We start from the raw sequence: 21,309 nt of genomic DNA on the forward strand, positions 1-21,309 counted from the left end.
GCTCCCGGCACATCCAGCGAGTGGAGGTCCCGATGAGCAAGGTGATCCGCGCCGCCATCTTCCAGACCGCGTGGACCGGCGACAAGGAATCGATGATCCAGGTCCACGAGCAGGCGGCCCGCGACGCGGCCGCGCAGGGCGCCCAGGTGCTCTGCTTCCAGGAACTGTTCTACGGACCGTACTTCTGCCAGGTCCAGGACCCCGCCTTCTACGAGTACGCCGAGCAGATCCCCGAGGGCCCGATCGTCCGGCGCTTCCAGGCGCTCGCGAAGGAACTCGGCCTCGTCCTGGTCCTGCCGATGTACGAGGAGGAGCAGCCCGGCGTCCTCTACAACACCGCCGCCGTGATCGACGCGGACGGCTCCTACCTCGGCAAGTACCGCAAGACCCACATCCCGCAGGTCAAGGGCTTCTGGGAGAAGTTCTACTTCCGACCGGGCAACAGCGGCTGGCCGATCTTCGACACCAAGGCGGGCCGGATCGGCGTCTACATCTGCTACGACCGGCACTTCCCGGAGGGCTGGCGGGCCCTCGGACTGGCCGGCGCCGAGATCGTCTTCAACCCGTCGGCCACCTCGCGCGGACTGTCGGGCTACCTGTGGCAACTGGAGCAGCCGGCAGCGGCCGTCGCCAACGAGTACTTCGTCGGCGCGATCAACCGGGTGGGCGTCGAGGAGTACGGCGACAACGACTTCTACGGCACCTCCTACTTCGTGGACCCGGAGGCGCAGTTCGTCGGCGAACCGGCGAGCGACAAGGAGACCGAACTGGTCGTGCGCGACCTGGACCTGGCCAAGCTGCGCGAGGTCCGCGACCGCTGGCAGTTCTACCGCGACCGCGCCCCGGGCACGTACGAGCCGCTGACCGCGCCCTGACCGGGGACCCGCGCCCCACCGTGCACACCCGACCGGAAGGAGAGGGAGCATGAGCCGCACCGTCATCCGCGGCGGCCTCGTCATCACCGCCGCCGACGAGATCCACGCCGACGTCCTGATCGAGGACGGCCGCATCGCCGCCCTCGCCGCCTCCGGCACCCCGGCCGCCGAGGCCTTCACCGCCGAACGGACCATCGACGCCACCGGCAAGTACGTCATCCCGGGCGGGGTCGACGGCCACACCCACATGGAGATGCCGTTCGGCGGCACCTACGCCGCCGACACCTTCGAGACCGGCACCCGCGCCGCCGCCTGGGGCGGCACGACCACGATCGTGGACTTCGCCATCCAGACCGTCGGCGGAGGCTTGCGCGAGGGCCTGGACGCCTGGCACGCCAAGGCCGAGGGCAACTGCGCGATCGACTACGGCTTCCACATGATCGTCTCCGATGTGAACCAGGAGACGCTGAAGGAGATGGACCTGCTGGTGGAGGAGGGCGTCACCTCCTTCAAGCAGTTCATGGCCTACCCGGGAGTCTTCTACAGCGACGACGGGCAGATCCTGCGCGCCATGCAGCGGGCCGCCGACAACGGCGGGCTGATCATGATGCACGCCGAGAACGGCATCGCCATCGACGTCCTGGTCGAACAGGCACTGGCCCGCGGGGAGACCGACCCGCGCTACCACGGGGAGGTCCGCAAGGCGCTGCTGGAGGCCGAGGCCACCCACCGCGCCATCCGGCTCGCCCAGGTCGCGGGCGCGCCGCTGTACATCGTGCACGTCTCGGCGCAGGAGGCGGTCGCCGAACTGGCCAGGGCGCGCGACGACGGGCTCAGCGTGTTCGGCGAGACCTGTCCGCAGTACCTGTTCCTGTCCACCGACAACCTCGCCGAGCCCGACTTCGAGGGCGCCAAGTACGTGTGCTCCACGCCCCTTCGCCCCAGGGAGCACCAGGCGGCCCTGTGGAAGGGCCTGCGCACCAACGACCTCCAGGTGGTCTCCACCGACCACTGCCCCTTCTGCTTCACCGGCCAGAAGGAACTCGGCCGCGGCGACTTCTCCAAGATCCCCAACGGAATGCCGGGCGTCGAGAACCGTATGGACCTGCTCCACCAGGCCGTCGTCGACGGGCACATCTCGCGCCGCCGCTGGATCGAGATCGCCTGCGCCACCCCGGCCCGCATGTTCGGCATGTACCCGAAGAAGGGCACCATCGCGCCGGGCGCCGACGCCGACGTCGTCGTCTACGACCCGCACGCCGAGCAGGTCATCTCCGCCGAGACCCACCACATGAACGTCGACTACTCGGCGTACGAGGGCAGGCGGATCACCGGCCGGGTGGAGACCGTGCTCTCCCGCGGCGAACCCGTCATCACCGAGCGGGAGTACACCGGGCGCGCCGGGCACGGCGTCTACACCCCGCGCTCCACCTGCCAGTACCTCGACTAGGAGTGCCGCCCATGGACTTCGGACTCGTCCTCCAGACCGACCCGCCGGCCTCGCGCGTGATCGGCCTGATGCAGCGCGCCGAGCGCAACGGCTTCAGCTACGGCTGGACCTTCGACTCCGCCGTGCTCTGGCAGGAGCCGTTCGTGATCTACAGCCAGATCCTCGCGAACACCGAGAAGCTGACCGTCGGTCCCATGGTCACCAACCCCGGCACCCGCACCTGGGAGGTCACCGCCTCCACCTTCGCCACCCTCAACGACATGTTCGGCAACCGCACGGTCTGCGGGATCGGCCGCGGCGACTCCGCGATGCGGGTGGCCGGCCGCAAGCCCAACACGCTGGCCCGGATCAGCGAGGCGATGAAGGTCGTCCGGGCACTCGGCAGGGGAGAGGAGGCCGACCTCGGCGGCACGGTGATCAAGTTCCCCTGGGTCAGGCCCGGCGCCCAACTGCCCGTCTGGATGGCCGCGTACGGGCCCAAGGCGCTGAAGATGACCGGAGAGGAGGCCGACGGGTTCATCCTCCAGCTCGCCGACCTGTACCTGACCGAGTACATGGTGAAGGCCGTGAAGGACGCGGCCGTCGCGGCCGGGCGCGACCCTTCCGACGTGAGGATCTGCGTGGCCGCCCCCGCGTACGTCACCGCCGACGACTCGCCCGAGGCGCTCGCCCACGCCCGCGACCAGTGCCGGTGGTTCGGCGGCATGGTCGGCAACCACGTGGCCGACCTGGTCGCCCGCTACGGCGAGCACTCCGCCGCCGTGCCCGAGGAACTCACCGACTACATCAAGGCCCGCCAGGGCTACGACTACGCCCACCACGGGCGCAGCGGCAACCCGGACACGCAGTTCGTGCCCGACGAGATCGTCGACCGGTTCTGCGTGATCGGACCGGTCGAGAAGCACATCGAGAAGCTGAACGCGCTGCGCGAGCTGGGCGTGGACCAGTTCGCCGTGTACGACATGCACGACGCGCAGGAAGCCGTGATCGACGCGTACGGGCAGCAGATCATCCCGGCCGTCAACTCCTGAGTCCCCGAGCGCAGTTCCCATCCCCCCTCTGTCCCCCCTCCCCGCCTCCCCGGGGAGGGGCCGGGCGCCCGCACCGCCCCGTTTCGACCCGTCTCATCGATTGGGCTGCCCATGACCGACACCGCTCCCCCGGCCATACCGCCGTCCGCGCAGGTCACCCTCCCCGACGGGCGCGTGGAGATCGCCCCCGGCACCCCGCCACCCAGCGGCCCTTACGCCAACGCCGACCTGCTGCCCGTCCCGGTCGCCCAGCGCACCTGGACCACGTACAACTTCTCCGCGCTGTGGGTCGGCATGGCCCACAACACGGCCTCCTGGACCCTGGCGTCCGGTCTGATCGCCGTCGGCATGGACTGGAAGCAGGCGGTGTTCACCATCGCCCTGGCCAACCTGATCGTGCTCGTCCCCATGCTGCTCACCGGGCACGCGGGACCCAAGTACGGCATCCCCTTCCCGGTCTTCGCCCGCGCCTCCTTCGGCGTGCGCGGCGCCAACCTGCCCGCCGTCGTACGGGCGTTGGTGGCGTGCGGCTGGTTCGGCATCCAGACCTGGATCGGCGGCGAGGCGATCTACTTCCTCGCCGGGAAGCTGATCGGGAGCGGCTGGACGGACGCCGCGAAGGTGGGCGGCCACGCCTGGACGATGTGGCTGTCGTTCGCCATCTTCTGGGCGATCCAGGTCGCCGTCATCTACCGGGGCATGGAGACCATCCGCCGGTTCGAGAACTGGGCGGCGCCCTTCGTCCTCGTCGGCGCCTTCGTGATGCTGTGGTGGATGAGCAGCAAGGCCGGCGGGTTCGGACCGCTCTTCGACCAGCCCTCGAAGCTGGGCTGGGGAGCGGACTTCTGGAAGCTGTTCGCGCCCTCCCTGATGGGCATGATCGGCTTCTGGTCCACCCTGTCCCTGAACATCCCGGACTTCACCCGGTACGGCAGGAGCCAGAAGGCGCAGACCCGGGGCCAGGCGCTCGGACTGCCCACGACCATGACCCTGTTCGCGTTCCTGTCCGTGCTGGTCACCTCCGGCTCCCAGGCCGTGTACGGCGAACCGGTGTGGGACCCGGTGCAGTTGGCGGCGAAGACCGACAACGTGGTGGGCCTGGTGTACGCGCTGGTGACCGTGCTGGTGGCGACCCTCTCGGTCAACATCGCGGCCAACATGGTCTCCCCGGCCTTCGACTTCTCCAACGTCGCGCCGCGCAGGATCAGTTTCCGCACCGGCGCGCTCGTCACCGCCGTGCTCGCCGTGGTGATGTGCCCGTGGAAGCTGTACGCCGACCCGCAGGGCTACATCTTCACCTGGCTCGGTCTGGTCGGCGGACTGCTCGGCACGGTCGCCGGCATCCTCATCGCCGACTACTGGGTCCTCAGGCGCTCCCGGCTGGACCTGGCCGACCTGTACCGCCCGGGCGGCGGGCGCTACTGGTACGAGGGCGGCTGGAACTGGCGGGCGGTCGTGGCCTTCGTGGTGGGCGGCGTGCTGGCCATCGGCGGCGCGGACTTCCACCCGCTGATCGACGGCCGGCCCATCCCGGCCCTGAAGTCCCTCGCCGACTACGGCTGGGCGGTGGGCCTGGGCACCTCGCTGGTGCTGTACCTGCTGCTGATGGCCGCGCGTACCCGGCAGCGGGCCTCGGCCTGACGCGCGTCACCGGCTGCGGTGCCGCGTCGCCGTCCCCGGGGAAGGGTCAGCCCGCACGGCCCTTCTCCAGGGCGGCCATCGCCTCCTTGGCGGCCTTGATGGCGCCCTTGTTGATCTCGTCCGTGCTCGGCGCCTTCTTCGACTCGAAGTCGCTGCCGTTGTACGTGACGACCACGATCGCGTTGGCGGCGCGGGCCAGCACCACGCCCTCCCGGGTCTCCTGCTTGTCCTCGGTGGTCAGGTTCACCACCGAGTAGGCGCTGTCCCCGAGACCGGGCACGGCCCCGCCGCCGCTCTTGTCGGTGGTCCGCTGCTGGTACGACTTCAGCGCCGCCTCGTCCGTCGCCATGATCTCGAAGGACACGTCGAGCCAGCGGTAGTCGTAGCCCTTGAGCGCGTTCCACGAGCAGGTGCGGCGCACCTTGGTGTCCGTCGACGGGATCTCCTTGCCCGTCGTCCTGGCCCCCGGCACCAGGGACGTGATCGTCTTCTCCGTGATGCTGGTGCACGGCACCGGGGCGGACGCGTACGTCTTGGTCACCGCGGTCGACGACGGCGCGGACGGCTCGGAGGACGACCGGTCGTCGGCCCCGCGCTCCTCCTGCTGCGTGGTCCTGGGACCGGCGGCGGCCGGGGAGGCGGCGAACGGGCCGGACGTCAACGCCCAGCCCGCACAGGCGAGCACGACGACCGGACTCAGACGCGCGGTGAGCGCGAGAGGCAGAGGAAGTTCACGCACGGCGCACTTCTCGTGTGGGGGACGGACGCGGAGCGATTCCACACCGCGGACGGGACCTCAGTGTCACACGAGTCCCCGTGTGGCGGAAGCGGTACTCCGTTCCGTGGCCGTGCGGTCACGGCCACTTGCTCCTGACATACCGTTTGCCCTTTATGTTCGGTGGGGAAAGCAGGCCCCGTGGCCCGCTCGCCCGGCAACTCCTCCTCGTGGCACGGGAGTCGGGACCGGGCTCGGGGCCGGTGTCGGCGCGCGCGTGAACGCTAGGGCACCCGCGCCGTCCACTGCTCCGCGCCGAACTTCGTCCGCGCCAACTCCCGCGCGCGGGCCAACTCCTCGTCGGTCGCCTCGCCGGCGGTCAGCCCGTACCGGGCGCGGAAGGACTCCACCATCCGCGCGATGACCGCCTCGCGCGCAAGCCCGGTCTGCCGGCGCAGCGGGTCCACCCGCTTCTTCGCGCTCCCGATGCCCTTGTCGGACAGCTTCTCCCGTCCGATCCGCAGCACTTCGAGCATCTTGCCGGCGTCGATGTCGTACGACATGGTCACGTGGTGCAGCACCGCGCCGGGCCCGCCGCCCGGCCCCACCATCCGCTTCTGCGCGGCGCCCGCGATCTTGCCCTGATCGGTGGCGATGTCGTTCAGCGGCTGGTACCAGGCCCGGATGCCCATGTCGCCGAGGGCGCCGAGCACCCAGTCGTCCAGGTAGGCGTAGCTGTCCTGGAAGGAGAGCCCCTGCACCAGCGCCTCCGGCACCGACAGGGAGTACGTGATCGTGTTGCCGGGCTCGACGAACATCGCGCCGCCGCCGGAGATCCGGCGCACCACCTCGACGCCGTGCCGCGCCGCCCCCTCGGGGTCCACCTCGTTGCGCAGCGACTGGAAACTGCCGATGATCACCGCGGGGGCGGCCCACTCCCACACGCGCAGGGTCGGCGGGCGCCGGCCAGCGGCGACCTCCGCGGTCAGCACCTCGTCCAGCGCCATGTGCAGGGCGGGCGACTGCGGGCCGTCGTGGACGAGCTGCCAGTCGTAGTCGGTCCAGTCCGTGGCGTGGGCCAGCGCGCGGCGCACCGCGACACCGACGCCCTCGGACGTCAGCCCGTACATCACGGTGCCCTCGGGCAGCCCCGCGTCGATCCGGGCGGCCAGACCCGCCGCGTCGGTGTCCGCGGGGGCGCCCTCCAGCGCGCGGTTCACGGCGTCCAGCGCCTCGTCCGGCTCCAGGAAGAAGTCACCCGCCACGCGCACGTGCCGCAGCGCGCCGTCCTCCACCTCGACGTCCACGACGACGAGCTTTCCGCCGGGCACCTTGTACTCACCGTGCACTGTCCGACCTCCGATCCGCCGCAGTAGACCAACACCGCGGGCCCCCGCGGTGTTCCCGGGGGCCGCGGGGGAGCGGGGAAGGTCACACGGGTCCCGGAGCGGACGCTTCGTGGCGTGCCTGCGTCGGCGCTGTGCCGGGCAGGGGGAGGTCCAGCAGCTTGCGTATCCGGCGGACCTGGGCGTCCCCGTTGTGCTGGTCCACCGACCGCAGATGCCCGAGGAAGGTGTCCGCGTCGGACGCCTCGGCGGCCTGCCGCCAGAACGGCAGCCCCGCTTCGAGCTCCGCCACCAGCTGCCCGGCCGGCCGCTGCGCCCCGGGCAGATCGGTGTCCTTCAGCAGCCGGATGGACTCGGCCTGCGCCTCGGCCATCCGGCCGGCCCAGGCCTTGGCTCCGTCGAGGTCCTCCCGGGGACCCCGCACCGGACGGAGCACGCCCGCGGCGTTGATCGGCTTCACGGCGGAGAGGAAGGCCAGTTGACCGGAGTCCAGGTTGGACGCGTCGCGCCTGACCGAGGTGTCGAGTTTCGCGTCGCCCTTCGGACCCACCCAGCACCGCACGGTGCGGTCTCCGGTGGCCCAGTTCCGTTCGCTCGGATAGTAGTAGAAGGTCTGCAGCGGTCCGAAGGCCACCGGGTCGAGCGAGTAGTCGAGGAAGAGCTTCGCGCAGCGCGGCGTCGCGATCGCCGCGATCCCGTCGGCGCCCGGGAAGTCCCGTTGCCCGGAGAGCCTGAAGGAGGCGTACGCCTCCCCGCGATGCGACGTGTCGCAGGGCACCAGCTCCACGCTCACGTCATTCAGTGTCGACTGGTCCCGCTTTATCTCGGTCCCCGGGTTGAAGCAGTCACCGGTCCGGAGCGAGAGGATCGTGGTCCACCCGCTTTTCGTGACGTCGCCGTCGCCGTCCCTGCCGGGAAGCGTCCACACCTTGAAGTCGGCCGTCCCCGCGACGAGGGCGGCCAGCAGCAGGACCGCGCCGGAGACGGAGATCCCGGCGATCGCGAGCCCCTTGCCCCGCTGCCCGTTCCTCGATATCTGCACCAGCGCGACGATGCCGAATATCAGCCCCAGGGGGGCGAGGCACACCAGCGAGGTCACCAGCGCCGTGACCGCGAAGCCGTTCAGCGTCGGCTGAACCGGCTGTCCCGCCGGGTTCCACTGCGGCCCCCAGGGCTGTCCCGGGCCGGGCGCGGACGCGGGCGGCTGAGGGGGAGGGGACGGCGGGGGGAACGACATGGATTCCGAGCCTTTCTCGATACGGCGGAGACCCGCACCAGTCCATGCGCGTAGAAAGACGTGGTGAAGGCAGACCACGCCCCAGTGGATGGCGACGAGCCGTCGTGTTGAAGCGCCTGCCGGCGCCTACGAAGTCCGTGCGGCGGGGGCGTTCTTGAGAGCCGTGACGAACGACGTCCAGGCGGGGGCCGTGACCGTGAGAACCGGGCCGTGGGAGAGCTTGGAGTCGCGGACGGGAACGATCCCCGTGAGCCCGTCGGCGACCTCGACGCAGTCCCCGCCGTCGCCGTTGCTGTAGCTGCTCTTGCGCCAGACGGCCGTGCTCAAGTCGATCCCGTTGCTTGCCATTTCGGTCATCCTCAGCCGCTTCCTCAATCAGGGCGAGGGACGCCTCCGGAGGCAGTGCGGCGGCCCTCAGCAGATCGTACGACCTGCGGTACTCCTTCACGAGGCCTGGATCGTCGATGGTGTCCCGGCGAATGTGCACTGAGATGACGTCGTTGCCCCGGAACCACGGATGGGCGCTGACGCCGTCCTGGAAGTCAGTGTCGATCGGGGTGTCGCCGGCGCAGACGAGCCACTCACGGGAGTACACCCTATTCGGCAACTTTGAGTTCGAGCTCGCAGTCCAGTGTCTGGACGTACGCCCGACCACCCTGCTCATATTCGAAGCGGCACTTACGTGCTATCTCTTTCGGTGGTGCAGTGATTTTCATTTTGGCCAGGTAGAAGATGTCGCTGCCTTTCCCGGCCGGAACCTTGACGGGCTTCGCTGCATAGTTCTTCAGCTTCGCGAATTCAGGCGTGTATGATTCGCCTTCCTTCGCCAGAAGCGGGAGGCCTTCGGTGTCGTTCAGGTCGTACGCGCCGTACTCCAGGACCTTGATGCCGGAAGGGATGTGCACGACAGCCACCTTCGTTATCTCGATGGGCTTCGAGGAGGTGTTGTACGGCACCGGGAGGGCGAAGTACCAGATGTCCCCGACACGGGCGTGCTCGTTGCCTACGGTGCCACTCGACTGGGCACCGTCGGCCGCGAGGGCCCTTCCTGGTTCTGCCTGTCCGGCTTCCTGCGCCGGCGAGCATCCGGCCAGGAGCGCCGTCACGCACACCGTGTGCACGGTGACGCGACGGGAGGGCGAGGGGGGCTTTGTTCGGTACCGACGATTCACTATCGTGGTCCTTCGGGTAAGTCGGTGCGGGCGCTGCTTCCCACGCACACTGATGGCCTGGAAACCGAGTGCGTCGGGCGGCGGCGCCTGCGCCCCCGGACCGGTTCCGGAGGCAGCAGGACAGTAACCCTGGGTTTGGTCCCCTGCCAGATCATGCCGACCGCGTGGCCGGGAACACTCGAGATGGGCAAAGCGGATATACGACTCCATTGATCTCGCGGCCGGGGGAAATTTGGGACTGACCCGCACGAACGGAAGCACGCACCGTAAGCGGAATGACTGATACGCACCTCATTGGAACCTCATATTCTGCTCAAAGCGCCGCAGGCCAGAGGCGCGAACGCCCTCTTTGAGCCGACCTTCTCCAGGACGATCCGATGCAATCCGCGCGAAGAAGTGAAAGGCCCTATGTTCACCACCCGCCCCACCCTCCAGGGCACCTTCGGCATGGTGTCCTCCACCCACTGGCTGGCCTCGCAGTCGGCGATGGCCGTGCTGGAGGACGGCGGCAACGCCTATGACGCGGCCGTGGCCGGCGCCTTCGTGCTGCATGTGGTGGAGCCGCATCTGAACGGGCCCGCCGGTGAGGTGCCGATCCTGCTCGCCCCGGTGGGCGGCGAGGTGCGGGTGCTGTGCGGGCAGGGTGTCACCCCGGCCGGGGCGACGGTCGCGCACTATCGGGCCCTGGGCCTGGACCTCGTACCCGGCACCGGGCCGCTGGCCGCCGCCGTGCCGGGCGCGTTCGACGCGTGGATGGTGCTGCTGCGCGACCACGGCACGAAGTCCCTCGACGACGTCCTGAAGTACGCCGTCGGATACGCCGAGCACGGGCACGCGCCCGTGGAGCGCGTCGGGGAGACCGTCGAGACCGTGCGGAGGCTGTTCGAGACCGAGTGGACCTCCTCCGCCGAGGTCTATCTGCCCGGCGGACGCCCGCCGCGCCCCGGCGCGCTGCTGCGCAACCCCGCGCTCGCCGCCACCTGGAAGCGGCTGCTCGCCGAGACCGCGGGCGCGGGGGACCGGGAGGCGCGGATCGAGGCCGCGCGGGAGGTGTGGCGCACCGGTTTCGTCGCCGAGGCGCTGGTGCGGCAGGCCGGACGGCCGACGCTGGACACCAGCGGCGAACGGCACACCGGCACCCTGACGGCCGCCGACCTCGCCACCTGGTCCGCGGCCTACGAGCCCCCGGCGTCGTACGACTGGAACGGCTGGACCGTGTGCAAGGCCGGCCCCTGGAGCCAGGGCCCGGTGCTGCTCCAGCAACTCGCCCTGCTCCCGGACGAGTTGCCTCCGTACGGCTCCGCCGACTACGTCCACCTGCTCATCGAGGGCTGCAAGCTCGCCATGGCCGACCGGGAGGCCTGGTACGGGGACGCCGCCGAGGTGCCGCTGGCGGACCTGCTGTCGGCGCCGTACAACGCCGAGCGGCGCAAGCTGGTCGGCGCGAACGCCTCGTACGAGCTGCGGCCCGGCAGCCCCGGCGGGCGCGTGCCGCTGCTGAGCACGTACGCGCACGTGGTGGGCGCAGGGGAGGGCGAGTTCGACGCGATGGGGGTCGGGGAGCCGACGTTCGCCAAGGGCCCCTCGTCGCCCGTGCCGGGCGAACCCGAGGTGGCCGCCGACGGCGGCACCCGCGGGGACACCTGCCACATCGATGTCGTCGACCGGTGGGGCAACATGGTCGCGGCCACGCCCAGCGGCGGCTGGCTCCAGTCCAACCCCGTCGTGCCCGAGCTGGGTTTCCCGCTCGGCACCCGGCTCCAGATGGCCTGGCTGGCGGAGGGCCTGCCCAACTCGCTGACGCCGGGCCGCCGTCCACGCACCACCCTCACGCCCTCCATCGCGCTGCGCGACGGAGTGCCCGTCATGGCGTTCGGCACGCCCGGCGGGGACCAGCAGGACCAGTGGCAGACGCACTTCTTCCTCGCGGTCGCGCTGCGCGCCGCCGTCCGCGGCGGTCTCGACCTGCAGGGCGCCGTCGACGCCCCGAACTGGCACAACGACAGCTTCCCCGGCTCCTTCTACCCGCGCGGGACGCGGCCCGGCAGCGTCACCGTCGAGTCCCGCATGGACGCGGAGGTCGTCCGTGAGCTGCGGCGCCGCGGTCATGACGTGACCGTGGGCGGGCCGTGGTCCGAGGGACGCCTGTGCGCCGTCGCCCGCTGCCCCGAGACCGGCATCCTGTCCGCCGCCGCCAACCCGCGGGGGATGCAGGGGTACGCGGTCGGCCGGTGAGGCGGGCGGCACGCGCCGGCCGCGGGCGTCCACCCGGCCGTCCCCGGATGTCCGATGACGGGTGTTCACGTCGATTCCACCCGGAGTGCACCGGCCCGGCGGGGAATGTCAGTGGGGCATGTTCTCATGGAGGCATGATCGAAGAGACGGAAACCATCGAAGAGTTTCTCGCACGTCACTCGGCCGACGTGGAGGAGGCGGTCCGCGAGGCGGCCGCGGCCGAGATCATGCCCCGCTTCCGCCGGCTGGCGGAGCACGAGGTGGACCAGAAGGCGGGCCCGCACGATCTGGTGACGGACGCGGACCGGCTGGCCGAGCGGTACCTCACGGACGCGCTCGGCGCCCTGCTGCCGGGCTCGGTCGTGGTCGGCGAGGAGGCGGTGCACGCCGACCCGGCGGTGTACGAGGCGATACAGGGCGACGCCCCGGTCTGGATCGTCGACCCGGTCGACGGCACCCGGCAGTTCGTGCACGGCGACCCCGGCTTCTGCACCCTGGTCGCCCTGGCCCGGCACGGGGTCCTGCTCGCCTCCTGGACGTACGCGCCGGCGCGCGGCCAACTCGCCACGGCCGTACGCGGTCGGGGCGCCTTCCTCGACGGCGTGCGCCTGCGCTGCGGTGCGCCCGAGCCGGGGCGGCCCCTCGAAGTCGCCACGTCCCACCCCGACTACACGACGGACGAACAGAAGCGGGACCTGCTCGGCCTGTGGGCGGACGGGGTCGCACCGCGTCCCTGCGGCTCGGCGGGACTGGAGTATCTCGCGGTGGCCCGGGGCGAGTTGGATGCCACGGCCTTCTGCTGGGAGGCGGCCTGGGACCACGCGGCGGGCCTCCTCCTGGTCGAGGAGGCCGGCGGCGCCCACCGCACCCTGACCGGCTCCCCCTTCCGCATCACGGGCGGCAACACCCTGCCCTTCACGGCAGCCCGGGACACGGCGACGGCCCGCCGCATCACGGACCTGCTCTCGGCCCCGGACAGGGAAGGAGCGGCCCCGGCGCACTGATCGACGGCGAGTACGGCACGGCGGGCCTGGCCCCCGTCCCTGGGAGAGCGTGCGCCCTCGCCTCCGGCCAAGGCCGCCCCGGCACCCGGGCAGCCCCCTCCCGCACCGACCTGCCCCCGTCACCGCACTGCCCGTCCGTCCACCCGCCCTCGTCGTGTCGGAGGTGCGGCATATCCTGGGGCCGAGTGGCCATCGGCTGACTAGGGGGTCCGAAGGTGCCGTCGATGCTCGATGCGGTCGTGGTGGGTGCGGGGCCGAACGGACTGACCGCTGCCGTGGAGCTCGCCCGCCGCGGCTTCGACGTGGCGGTGTTCGAGGCGCGGGACACCGTGGGCGGCGGTGCCCGCACCGAGGAGCTCACCCTGCCCGGCTTCCGGCACGACCCCTGCTCCGCCGCTCACCCCCTCGGCATCAACTCGCCCGCGTTCCGCGCCCTGCCTCTGGAGCGCTACGGCCTCGAATGGCTGCACGCCGACCTGCCCATGGCGCACCCCTTCCCGGACGGCACCGCCGCCGTGCTGTCCCGTTCCGTCGCCGAGACGGCCGCCTCCTTCGGACCGCGCGACGCGGGCACGTACCGCAGACTGGTCCAGCCGTTCCTCCCCAGGTGGGACACCCTCGCCCGCGACTTCATGTCGCTGCCCCTGACCGCGCTCCCGCGCGACCCGGTCACCCTGGCCCGCTTCGGCCTGGTCGGCCTGCCCCCGTCCACCTGGCTGATGCGCCGCTTCCGGGACGAGCGGGCCAGGACCCTCTTCGCCGGACTCGTCGCCCACGTCATGGCCCCCCTCGGCGGCTTCGCCACCGGGGCCGTCGGCCTGATCTTCGCGCTCGCCGCGCACGCCCGGGGCTGGCCGGTGGCCCGCGGCGGCTCCCAGTCGATCTCCGACGCCCTCGCCGCGTACCTGAAGGACCTCGGCGGCGCCGTGCACACCGATTACGAGGTCAAGCGCCTCGACGACCTGCCGCCCGCGCGGGCGTACGTCTTCGACACCTCGCCCACCGCGCTGGCCCGCATCGCCGGCCTCGGCCGCTACTACGACGGCTACCGCTACGGCCCCGGCGTCTTCAAGATCGACTACGCCCTGGACGGCCCGGTGCCGTGGACCGCCCGGGAGCCCCGCGGCGCCGGCACCGTGCAGATCGGCGCGGACAGCGCCGAGATCGGCACCGCGCTGCGCGCCGCGTCCCGTGAGGGCCGCGCCCCCGACCGGCCCTTCCTCATCACGGTCCAGCCCAGCGTCGCCGACCCCACCCGCGCCCCCGAGGGCAAGCAGGTCTTCTGGGCGTACGGCCATGTCCCCAATGGCTGGACCGGCGACCTCACCGACGCCGTGGAACGCCAGCTCGAACGCTTCGCCCCGGGCTTCCGCGACCGCGTACTCGCCCGCGCCACCGCCGGACCGCCCGAGGTCGCCGCCCGCAACGCCAACTACGTCGGCGGCGACATCGCCTCCGGCTCGGTCTCCGGGCTCCAGCTCCTGCTGCGCCCGAAACCGTCGCTGTTCCCGTACAGCACCCCGCACCCGGCCGTCTTCATCTGCTCGTCGGCCACCCCGCCGGGCCCCGGTGTGCACGGCATGTCGGGGCACAACGCCGCGAAGGCCGTCTGGAGGAGGCTGCGCCAGACATGACCATCACCGCCATCACCCTCGTCCAGGGCGACATCACCAGGCAGCGCGCCGACGCGATCGTCAACGCCGCCAACTCCTCCCTCCTCGGCGGCGGTGGCGTCGACGGCGCCATCCACCGCCGCGGCGGCCCCGCGATCCTCGAGGAATGCCGCGCCCTGCGGGCCTCCAGGTACGGCAGAGGCCTGCCCACCGGCCAGGCGGTCGCCACCACGGCCGGCGAACTCGACGCCCTCTGGGTGATCCACACAGTCGGCCCCGTCCACAGCGGCGCCGAGGACCGCTCGCACCTGCTGGCCTCCTGCTACCGCACGTCCCTCGGCGTCGCCGACGAGCTGGGCGCCCGCACCGTGGCGTTCCCGGCCATCTCCACCGGCGTCTACCGCTGGCCGATGGACGACGCGGCGAGGATCGCGGTGGAGACCGTGCGAGAGACAGTGCGGGAGACCGGCACCTCGGTCGAGGAGGTCCGCTTCGTCCTCTTCGACGACCGGGCCTACGAGGCGTTCGCGGCGCGGGTCGGCTGACCTGGGACGACGCCCATTCGGGGCGAAATTCCGGCAAACTGCCCTATATCATTGCGAATTATGGCGGGTAGAAGCCGAGACAGAGTCGCTCACCCCGGCGTCGGTCGTCTGCGGGCAGAGACGTCGCCATGATCTGGGAGATGCTGGGCCTGGGTTTCGTGCTCAGCCTGGACAACTTCCGGGTGGCGATCGCGCTCGGCACCGTCCCCTTCGGGCTGAAGCGCGCGGTGCAGGTCGCCCTGACCTTCGGCCTGTGGGACGCGCTCATGCCCCTGGTCGGGCTGCTGATCGGCCACGAGATCGGGGAGGCCGTCGGCGGTGTCGCCGACGTCGTGGGCGCGGCCGCGCTCGGCGGATACGGCCTCTACCTCGTCATCTCGGCCCTCCGGAACCCCGAGCCGGACGAGCTGGACCACCCGTGGGCGCTGTTCGGCATCCCGCTGACGCTGAGCCTGGACAACCTGGTCGCCGGGGCGAGCCTCGGGATCCTCGGACTCTCGCCGTGGGTCTCTGCCCCCGTCTTCGGCCTCATCACGGCGGTGATGTCGCTGATCGGGCTCCAGCTCGGGCGGGCCGCCGCGCGCCTCATCCGGATCCGCGCGGACCTGGTGAGCGGGGTCAGCCTGATCATCGCCGCCGCGGTGCTGCCGCTGCTGTTCGGTGGCTAGTGCCCCGACAGGCAACGTTCGCCCCGTCGCGACGCCCGGCACGCCCTCTCGCCGCACCGGCCGAAAGCCCAGGTACGTCCAGTACGAGGACTTCCGGCCGGCACTCCCCCAAGCTCTTCGAGCAGGGGGTACCCCCAGAGAGCACGCACCGGACGCCGCTCCTTCACGGGCGAACGTTGCCTGCCGCGGCACTAGTGGCACTGGCCCGGTGCGCGCGGGGGACCAGCGGGAGAGCCCGCGAGCCGGAGTTGGCGGCCTCGACCGCCCGGGCGACCAGGTCGTGGTCGGGCGACAGATGGCAGACCGGGTCGGTGCGGGCGGCGTCGCCGGTGAGCAGGAACGCCTGGCAGCGGCACCCGCCGAAGTCCACCTCCCGCCGGGGACAGCTCCGGCAGGGCTCCGGCATCCAGTCGGTGCCCCGGAACGCGTTCATCACCGGGGAATCGGCCCAGATCCGCCCCAGCGAGTCCTCCCGCACACTGGCCCGCGGCAACGGCAGGGACTGGGCGGCCGGACAGGGCAGCACGTCACCGTTCGGCGTCACGGTCAGCAGCCGGGAGGCCCAGCCGCCCATGCAGGGCTTCGGATAGCGGCTGTAGTAGTCGGGGAGGACGTAGATGATGTCCATGCGGTCCCGCAGCCGCTCGCGGGCGGCTCGTGCGACGGTCTCGGCCGCCTCCAGCTGGGCCCGGCTCGGCAGCAGCGCGGCACGGTTGCGCCAGGCCCAGCCGTAGTACTGGGTGTTGGCCAACTCCACCCGGTCCGCGCCCGCCTCCTCGGCCAGGGCGAGCACCTCGGCGAGGCGGTCGATGTTGTACCGGTGCAGCACCACGTTCACGGTGAGCGGCCAGCCCAGCTCCTTGACCAGGCCCATCGCCTCGATCTTGCGGCGGAAGGACGGGATCCCGGCGATCCGGTCGGACACGGCCGGCTCGTCGGCCTGGATGCTGATCTGCACATGGTCGAGGCCCGCGTCCCGCAGCAGCTCGGCCCTCGGACGCGAGAACCCGACGGCGCTGGTGATGAGGTTGGTGTAGAGACCCTGGTCGTGGGCGTCCGCCACGATCTCCACCAGGTCGCGCCGCAGCAGCGGTTCCCCGCCGGACAGATGGCACTGGAGGACCCCCAGGTCGGCGGCCTCGCCCAGCACCCGCCGCCACTCCTCTCTGGCCAGCTCGTCCCGGTAGTCGCCCAGGTTCAGCGGGTTGGAGCAGTACGGGCAGGCCAGCGGGCAGCGGTAGGTCAGCTCGGCGAGCAGTCCGTACGGGCTATCCATCGGCGAGCTCCACCCAGCGCCGGGCGACGAGCCGGGCCAGGAACCGCCGCACCTCGTCGCCGGGAACGGACTCGTAGCGCGCGCCCAGTTCGCCCACGATCTCGGCCACGGTGTGCCGCCCGTCGCACAGCTTGAGGATGTCCGCGCCGCTGCCGTTCAGCACCACCACCGTCTCGGGGTGCAGCAGGACCGGACGCTGCCTGGTCCGGGAGAAGGCCAGCCGGACATGGCGCGCGAGGCGCGGCCGGTCCGAGGCGGACACCTCGGCGGCGGTGCGGGCGGTGGTCTGCTTCGTTCCGGTGGGGGTCGGGTCCATGGTGGTCACTCCGGATAGGCCTGGTCGACGGCGTCCATCAGGCTCCACAGGACGTCGCACTTGAACGACAGCGCGTCGAGGGCGCGCGCCTGGGACTCGGCGGAGAGGCAGTGCGCCGTGACCACTTCGAGGGCGTGCTCGCAGTCGCGGGGCGCCTGCTCCAGACGGGCCCGGAAGTAGGCGAGGCCCTCCGGGTCGATCCACGGGTACCACCGCTCGAACGCGGCGAGCCGCGCCGCCATCAGGTCCGGCGCGAACAGCTCGGTGAGCGAGGACGCGACCGCCTCCACCCATGGGCGGGTCCGGGCGAAGGTGACGTAGGCGTCGACGGCGAACCGCACTCCGGGCACCAGGTGCCGGTGGTCCCGGACCTCCTCGCGGGTCAGTCCGGCGGCCTCGCCGAGACGGAGCCACGCCTCGATTCCGCCCTCGCCCGCGGCGGTGCCGTCGTGGTCGAGGATCCGCCGGACCCAGCGCCGCCGTACCTCCACGTCGGGGCAGTTGGAGAGGATCGCGGCGTCCTTGCGGGGGATGTTCTCCTGGTAGTAGAAGCGGTTGGCCACCCAGCCCCGGATCTGCCCGCGGCTCAGCCGGCCGTCGTTCATCCGGACGTGGAACGGGTGCTGGTCGTGGTAGCGCCGCGAGTGGGCCCGCAGCGCCTCGACGAAGCCGTCGGCGCCGGTCCGCGTGCTCGTTGGCGTCGTCGTCGGCGTTGTGTTCGTTGTCGTCACGGCTCTACACCTGGACTTCCAGGCCGTCCACGGCCACTTCCATGCCGTTCTCCTCCACGGTACGCCGCTCGGGCGTGTCCTCCAGAAGGACCGGATTGGTGTTGTTGATGTGCACGAAGACCGTCCGGCCCACGCCCAGCGACGGGAGCTGCGCCAGGCTGCCGTCCGGGCCGCCGATGGGCAGATGGCCCATCTCCCGGGACGTCTTGGCGGCCAGGCCGAGCCGTACGAGCTCGTCGTCGCGCCAGCAGGTGCCGTCGATCAGCAGGCAGGCGCAGCCCTCGATCTCCGCGCGCAGCTCCGGCGTCAGCGACTGCACCCCCGGCAGGTAAACGAGAGTCCCGCCGCTGCGCTCGTCGGTCAGCCGGTAGCCCACGACGCGGCCGCCGTCCGCCCCGGTTCCGAACCGGTCGCGCTTGCTGGTGGGCACGTCGAACGCCCGGCAGGACAGTCCGTCCGCCAGGGAGAGGCCGGTGCCGGGGCTCACCGCCCGCCAGTCGACCGGGCAGTAGCGTTCGAGCGTGCGCAGGATCCCCGAGCCGGTGAGCAGGGTCTCGCGCACCGCGGGCGTGGCGTACAGCCGCAGGGCGCGAGCCTCGCGCAGCAGGAGCAGGCCGAGCGTGTGGTCCAGCTCGGCGTCGGTGAGGAGCACCGCCTCCAGCGGCGTGGTCCGGTCGTCGCGCGGGTGCAGGCCGGGGAAGGCCTCGATCTGGGTGCGGACGTCGGGCGAGGCGTTGACCAGGAACCACCGGCGGCCGTCGGCGCTGACCGCGACCGACGACTGGGTGCGCGCGAGGCCGGTCCGTGAGCGGACCTCGGTGCACACCGGGCAGCCGCAGTTCCACTGCGGGGAGCCGCCCCCCGCCGCCGAGCCCAGTACGCGCAGCAACACGCCGGCACTCCGTTCGTCGAGGGTCCGGGTCCGTCGGTGGGCCCGGCCGTCCATGGCCGTTCGTGGCCGTTGTGAGGCGCGAGTGGCCGTCTTCCGCCACCGGAGGGCGCCGGACCAGGTCCGGCGCCGTCCCTTGTCCGCCGGTCCGCGGATCCGCTAGTCCTCCAGCCGGGCGACGTACATGGTCACCTCGGCCGCGACCGCGATCTCCTCGAACTCGGGCGTCTCCCACACTTCGAGCTGGGACTCCATGGATTCACCTCCTCTCCGCCCGCCGGGGCAGGCTCCGGTCACGCGCTACGGCGATTCCGGGAGGGCGAAGACCATCAGCGCGCTTCCGTGTCCCGCGCCGAGCATGCCCGGCAGGAATCCCTCGGCCCAGCCGCCCCAGCCGACGGGCACGGCGACGTACTGCCTGCCCTCGACCATGTAGGTGGTCGGGTTGCTGTGGTGACCGCTTCCGCACTGGAACTGCCACAGCGTCTCCCCGGTGCGGGCGTCGAGCGCGACGAACTCCCCTGAGGGTTTACCGGCGAACACCAGGTCGCCGCCGGTGGCCAGCACGGAGGCGCACATCGGGAGTTCGTTGCGCCGGCGCCACTTCTCCTCGCCGTTCGCGTCGAACGCGCTGATGGACCCGGCCATGTCCTCGATGTCCACCTGAACGCCCGCGCCCCAGTAGGGAATGCTCTCCTTGAACTCCCGGCGCCGCCGGGTGGCCGTGGCCCCGGTGTCCTGGACCGGGACGTAGAAGAGCCCGGTCTTGGGACTGTAGGCCGCGTGGGTCCATTCCTTGGCGCCGGCCGGACCCGGGTAGAAGTGGACCGGCACTCCCTCCTTGTCCGGGTACACCTTGGCCGTCACCTGGCCGTCCCGTGTGATCGCTCCCCAGGTGATGCGGTCCACGAAGGGGGTGATGTGGATCCGCTCGCCGTTGGTGCGGTCGAGGACGAAGAAGTAGCCGTTCTTGTCGAAGTGCCCGAGCAGTTTCCGTCCGTCCTGCTCGAACAGGATGCACTCGGCGATGCTGTCGTAGTCCCACACGTCGTGCGGGGTGCACTGGTAGTGCCAGCGGATCCGGCCGCTGTCCACGTCGACGGCGATGATGCTGTCGGTGAAGAGGTTGTCGCCCTCGCGGACGGCTCCGTCGAAGTCGGGCGCCGGGTTGCCGGTGCCGACGTACAGCAGGTTGGTCTCCGGGTCGAAGGTGCCGGTGACCCAGCAGTTCGCACCGCCGCGCGCCCAGGCCTCGCCGTCGGCGGGCCAGGTCTCCGAGCCGGGCTCCCCGGGCTTGGGCACCGTGTAGCAGCGCCACTGGTGCTCGCCGGTCTCGAGGTCGAACGCGTCGAGGTGGCCCCGTACGCCGAACTCGCCGCCGGAGCTGCCGACGATGACCATGTTCTTCACGACCAGCGGGGCGAGCGTGGCGCTCTCCCCGGCCCGGACGTCACCGTACGTCCTGTCCCAGACCCGCTTGCCGGTGGTGGCGTTGAGCGCGATCACACGGGCGTTCGCCGTGACGAAGAAGACCTTCCCCTGAGCCACGGCGACCCCGCGGTTGACGTTCCCGCAGCACAGGGACACGTCGAAGGGGACCGCGTGCTTGTACCGCCAGATCTCCACACCCGTCTTCGCGTCGAGGGCCCAGACCCAGCCGTCCCAGCCGGAGACGAACATGACCCCGTCCACGACGATCGGGGCGGCCTCGAACGAGTAGGTCGACGCGCCCGCGATCAGACCGGTCGTGCCGGCCTGGAACACCCATGCGGGGACCATGCGCTTGACGGTCTCCGTGTTGATCTGGTCCAGCGGGCTGTACCGCTGCCCGTTGTAGGCGCCGTAGTAGGTGAGCCAGTTATGGGGCTCCTGGCGGGCGTTGAGCAGGCGTTCGTAGTCGACGTGGGCCACCACGGGCGGCGCGATGTCCCCGCCGGCGACCTTGCCGCTCAGGGTTCCCTGGTCGACGGCCCAGCCCGCGTCCACGTAGTCGACGGACATGTGCTCCACCTCCTTCTTCCTACGGGCGCGGCTGTTCGGGGCGGTCGAGGCGGGCCTCCGGCGGAGCGTCGCCCATGACGACGATGGCCCCGGTCAGCCCGCGGCCCTCGTCGTTGCCGGTGGGCGAGCCGTACCAGTAGTAGCCGGGCCCGTCGAGGTTGAGGGCCGCCCGTCCTCGTGACTGGTTCACCAGCCAGATGAACTTCCGGTCGCCGTTGCTGGGCAGGAGCGCGCAGTGCGTGTTTTTGTCGTCATTGACGAGTTCGAGCTCTATATCGCCTCCATGGGGCATGACCAGGATGGAGGGGTCCCAGGCCAGCTCGTCCGGGTTGATGCGAAGGGTGGCGTGCATGCGGCCGTCCGGCCCCACGGTGGCCTGCCCAATGGTTCCCGTCCCGAGCACCTGGCCCAGCGCTGCCTTGTTCTGTCCGGCCAACCCGATCTTGTCCAGCAGATCGGATCGTTCCTTCGCGGTCGTCATCGGGGCTTCACTCTCCTCACCCGAATCCGAAAGGGTAAAAAATTGGTCATCAACAGCCACGCTACGCCGCAGGAATCACACCG

At 71.2% G+C, this 21,309-nt stretch carries 21 protein-coding genes and 1 pseudogene; 9 read left to right on the forward strand and 13 right to left on the reverse strand.

Annotation, left to right across the window (positions count from 1 at the left end; genetic code table 11):
- Positions 1–32 precede the first annotated feature (32 nt).
- The 4 genes from ACF09J_RS31495 to ACF09J_RS31510 all read left to right on the forward strand — a co-directional run bounded on the left by ACF09J_RS31495 (position 33) and on the right by ACF09J_RS31510 (position 4,997).
- Complete coding sequence (locus tag ACF09J_RS31495; protein ID WP_392308870.1) at positions 33–875, forward strand: nitrilase-related carbon-nitrogen hydrolase; 843 nt, start codon at positions 33–35, stop codon at positions 873–875.
- Positions 876–924: 49 nt separating this feature from the next.
- Entirely contained in the window at positions 925–2,325 is a 1,401-nt protein-coding gene (gene hydA / locus ACF09J_RS31500; protein WP_392308871.1) for a dihydropyrimidinase, read from the forward strand.
- Between the two features lie 11 nt (positions 2,326–2,336).
- A complete protein-coding gene (locus ACF09J_RS31505; protein WP_392308872.1) occupies positions 2,337–3,356 on the forward strand; it encodes a TIGR03842 family LLM class F420-dependent oxidoreductase in 1,020 nt (339 codons plus the stop codon).
- A gap of 111 nt (positions 3,357–3,467) precedes the next feature.
- Entirely contained in the window at positions 3,468–4,997 is a 1,530-nt protein-coding gene (locus ACF09J_RS31510; protein WP_392308873.1) for an NCS1 family nucleobase:cation symporter-1, read from the forward strand.
- A 46-nt stretch (positions 4,998–5,043) separates the two neighbouring features.
- On the opposite strand, the gene ACF09J_RS31515 is transcribed toward ACF09J_RS31510, so the two are convergent.
- The 6 genes and pseudogenes from ACF09J_RS31515 to ACF09J_RS31540 all read right to left on the reverse strand — a co-directional run bounded on the left by ACF09J_RS31515 (position 5,044) and on the right by ACF09J_RS31540 (position 9,401).
- On the reverse strand, positions 5,044–5,736 hold the full coding sequence (locus ACF09J_RS31515) for a hypothetical protein (protein WP_392308874.1): 693 nt from the start codon (positions 5,734–5,736) through the stop codon (positions 5,044–5,046).
- 260 nt (positions 5,737–5,996) lie between these two features.
- Positions 5,997–7,061 carry a biotin/lipoate A/B protein ligase family protein gene (locus ACF09J_RS31520; protein ID WP_392308875.1) on the reverse strand — a complete coding sequence of 355 codons (1,065 nt, stop codon included), beginning with the start codon at positions 7,059–7,061 and terminating at the stop codon, positions 5,997–5,999.
- Between the two features lie 82 nt (positions 7,062–7,143).
- Positions 7,144–8,295 (reverse strand): DUF4190 domain-containing protein, encoded by a 1,152-nt coding sequence (locus ACF09J_RS31525; protein ID WP_392308876.1) that lies wholly within the window; start codon positions 8,293–8,295, stop codon positions 7,144–7,146.
- 126 nt (positions 8,296–8,421) lie between these two features.
- Positions 8,422–8,643 (reverse strand): DUF397 domain-containing protein, encoded by a 222-nt coding sequence (locus tag ACF09J_RS31530; RefSeq protein WP_392308877.1) that lies wholly within the window; start codon positions 8,641–8,643, stop codon positions 8,422–8,424.
- A pseudogene (locus ACF09J_RS31535) lies at positions 8,627–8,767 on the reverse strand (Scr1 family TA system antitoxin-like transcriptional regulator); the annotation flags it as partial. The gene ACF09J_RS31530 and the pseudogene ACF09J_RS31535, both read right to left, overlap by 17 nt.
- Before the next feature lie 124 nt (positions 8,768–8,891).
- Positions 8,892–9,401, reverse strand: a complete 510-nt coding sequence (locus ACF09J_RS31540; protein ID WP_392308878.1) for a hypothetical protein — start codon at positions 9,399–9,401, stop codon at positions 8,892–8,894.
- A gap of 474 nt (positions 9,402–9,875) precedes the next feature.
- Here ACF09J_RS31540 and ACF09J_RS31545 point away from each other — a divergent pair, with 474 nt between their 5' ends.
- The 5 genes from ACF09J_RS31545 (at position 9,876) to ACF09J_RS31565 (ending at position 15,532) form a co-directional block, all read left to right on the forward strand.
- On the forward strand, positions 9,876–11,702 hold the full coding sequence (locus ACF09J_RS31545; protein WP_392308879.1) for a gamma-glutamyltransferase family protein: 1,827 nt from the start codon (positions 9,876–9,878) through the stop codon (positions 11,700–11,702).
- Positions 11,703–11,836: 134 nt separating this feature from the next.
- Entirely contained in the window at positions 11,837–12,706 is an 870-nt protein-coding gene (locus ACF09J_RS31550) for an inositol monophosphatase family protein (protein WP_392308880.1), read from the forward strand.
- Positions 12,707–12,930: 224 nt separating this feature from the next.
- Positions 12,931–14,340, forward strand: coding sequence for a phytoene desaturase family protein (locus ACF09J_RS31555; protein ID WP_392308881.1), 1,410 nt, complete (start codon positions 12,931–12,933; stop codon positions 14,338–14,340).
- Positions 14,341–14,342: 2 nt separating this feature from the next.
- Positions 14,343–14,864, forward strand: a complete 522-nt coding sequence (locus ACF09J_RS31560) for an O-acetyl-ADP-ribose deacetylase (protein ID WP_392308939.1) — start codon at positions 14,343–14,345, stop codon at positions 14,862–14,864.
- 128 nt (positions 14,865–14,992) lie between these two features.
- Entirely contained in the window at positions 14,993–15,532 is a 540-nt protein-coding gene (locus ACF09J_RS31565; RefSeq protein ID WP_392308882.1) for a manganese efflux pump MntP family protein, read from the forward strand.
- Positions 15,533–15,695: 163 nt separating this feature from the next.
- On the opposite strand, the gene pqqE is transcribed toward ACF09J_RS31565, so the two are convergent.
- The 7 genes from pqqE to ACF09J_RS31600 form a co-directional block, all read right to left on the reverse strand.
- A complete protein-coding gene (gene pqqE / locus ACF09J_RS31570; protein WP_392308883.1) occupies positions 15,696–16,808 on the reverse strand; it encodes a pyrroloquinoline quinone biosynthesis protein PqqE in 1,113 nt (370 codons plus the stop codon).
- The gene (pqqD, locus tag ACF09J_RS31575) at positions 16,801–17,124 is read right to left on the reverse strand and encodes a pyrroloquinoline quinone biosynthesis peptide chaperone PqqD (RefSeq protein WP_392308884.1); all 324 of its coding nucleotides are present in this window, start codon (positions 17,122–17,124) and stop codon (positions 16,801–16,803) included. The genes pqqE and pqqD overlap by 8 nt, the downstream gene beginning before the upstream one ends.
- Before the next feature lie 5 nt (positions 17,125–17,129).
- Entirely contained in the window at positions 17,130–17,855 is a 726-nt protein-coding gene (gene pqqC / locus ACF09J_RS31580) for a pyrroloquinoline-quinone synthase PqqC (RefSeq protein WP_392308885.1), read from the reverse strand.
- A 4-nt stretch (positions 17,856–17,859) separates the two neighbouring features.
- Positions 17,860–18,747 carry a pyrroloquinoline quinone biosynthesis protein PqqB gene (gene pqqB / locus ACF09J_RS31585; protein WP_392308886.1) on the reverse strand — a complete coding sequence of 296 codons (888 nt, stop codon included), beginning with the start codon at positions 18,745–18,747 and terminating at the stop codon, positions 17,860–17,862.
- Positions 18,748–18,903: 156 nt separating this feature from the next.
- Complete coding sequence (pqqA, locus tag ACF09J_RS31590) at positions 18,904–18,999, reverse strand: pyrroloquinoline quinone precursor peptide PqqA (RefSeq protein WP_100566564.1); 96 nt, start codon at positions 18,997–18,999, stop codon at positions 18,904–18,906.
- Between the two features lie 45 nt (positions 19,000–19,044).
- Complete coding sequence (locus tag ACF09J_RS31595; RefSeq protein WP_392308887.1) at positions 19,045–20,745, reverse strand: PQQ-dependent dehydrogenase, methanol/ethanol family; 1,701 nt, start codon at positions 20,743–20,745, stop codon at positions 19,045–19,047.
- Between the two features lie 19 nt (positions 20,746–20,764).
- Entirely contained in the window at positions 20,765–21,226 is a 462-nt protein-coding gene (locus tag ACF09J_RS31600) for an MSMEG_3727 family PQQ-associated protein (RefSeq protein ID WP_392308888.1), read from the reverse strand.
- Positions 21,227–21,309 lie beyond the last annotated feature (83 nt).

Source organism: Streptomyces sp. NPDC014889, assembly GCF_043081205.1.
Taxonomy (GTDB): Bacteria; Actinomycetota; Actinomycetes; order Streptomycetales; family Streptomycetaceae; genus Streptomyces.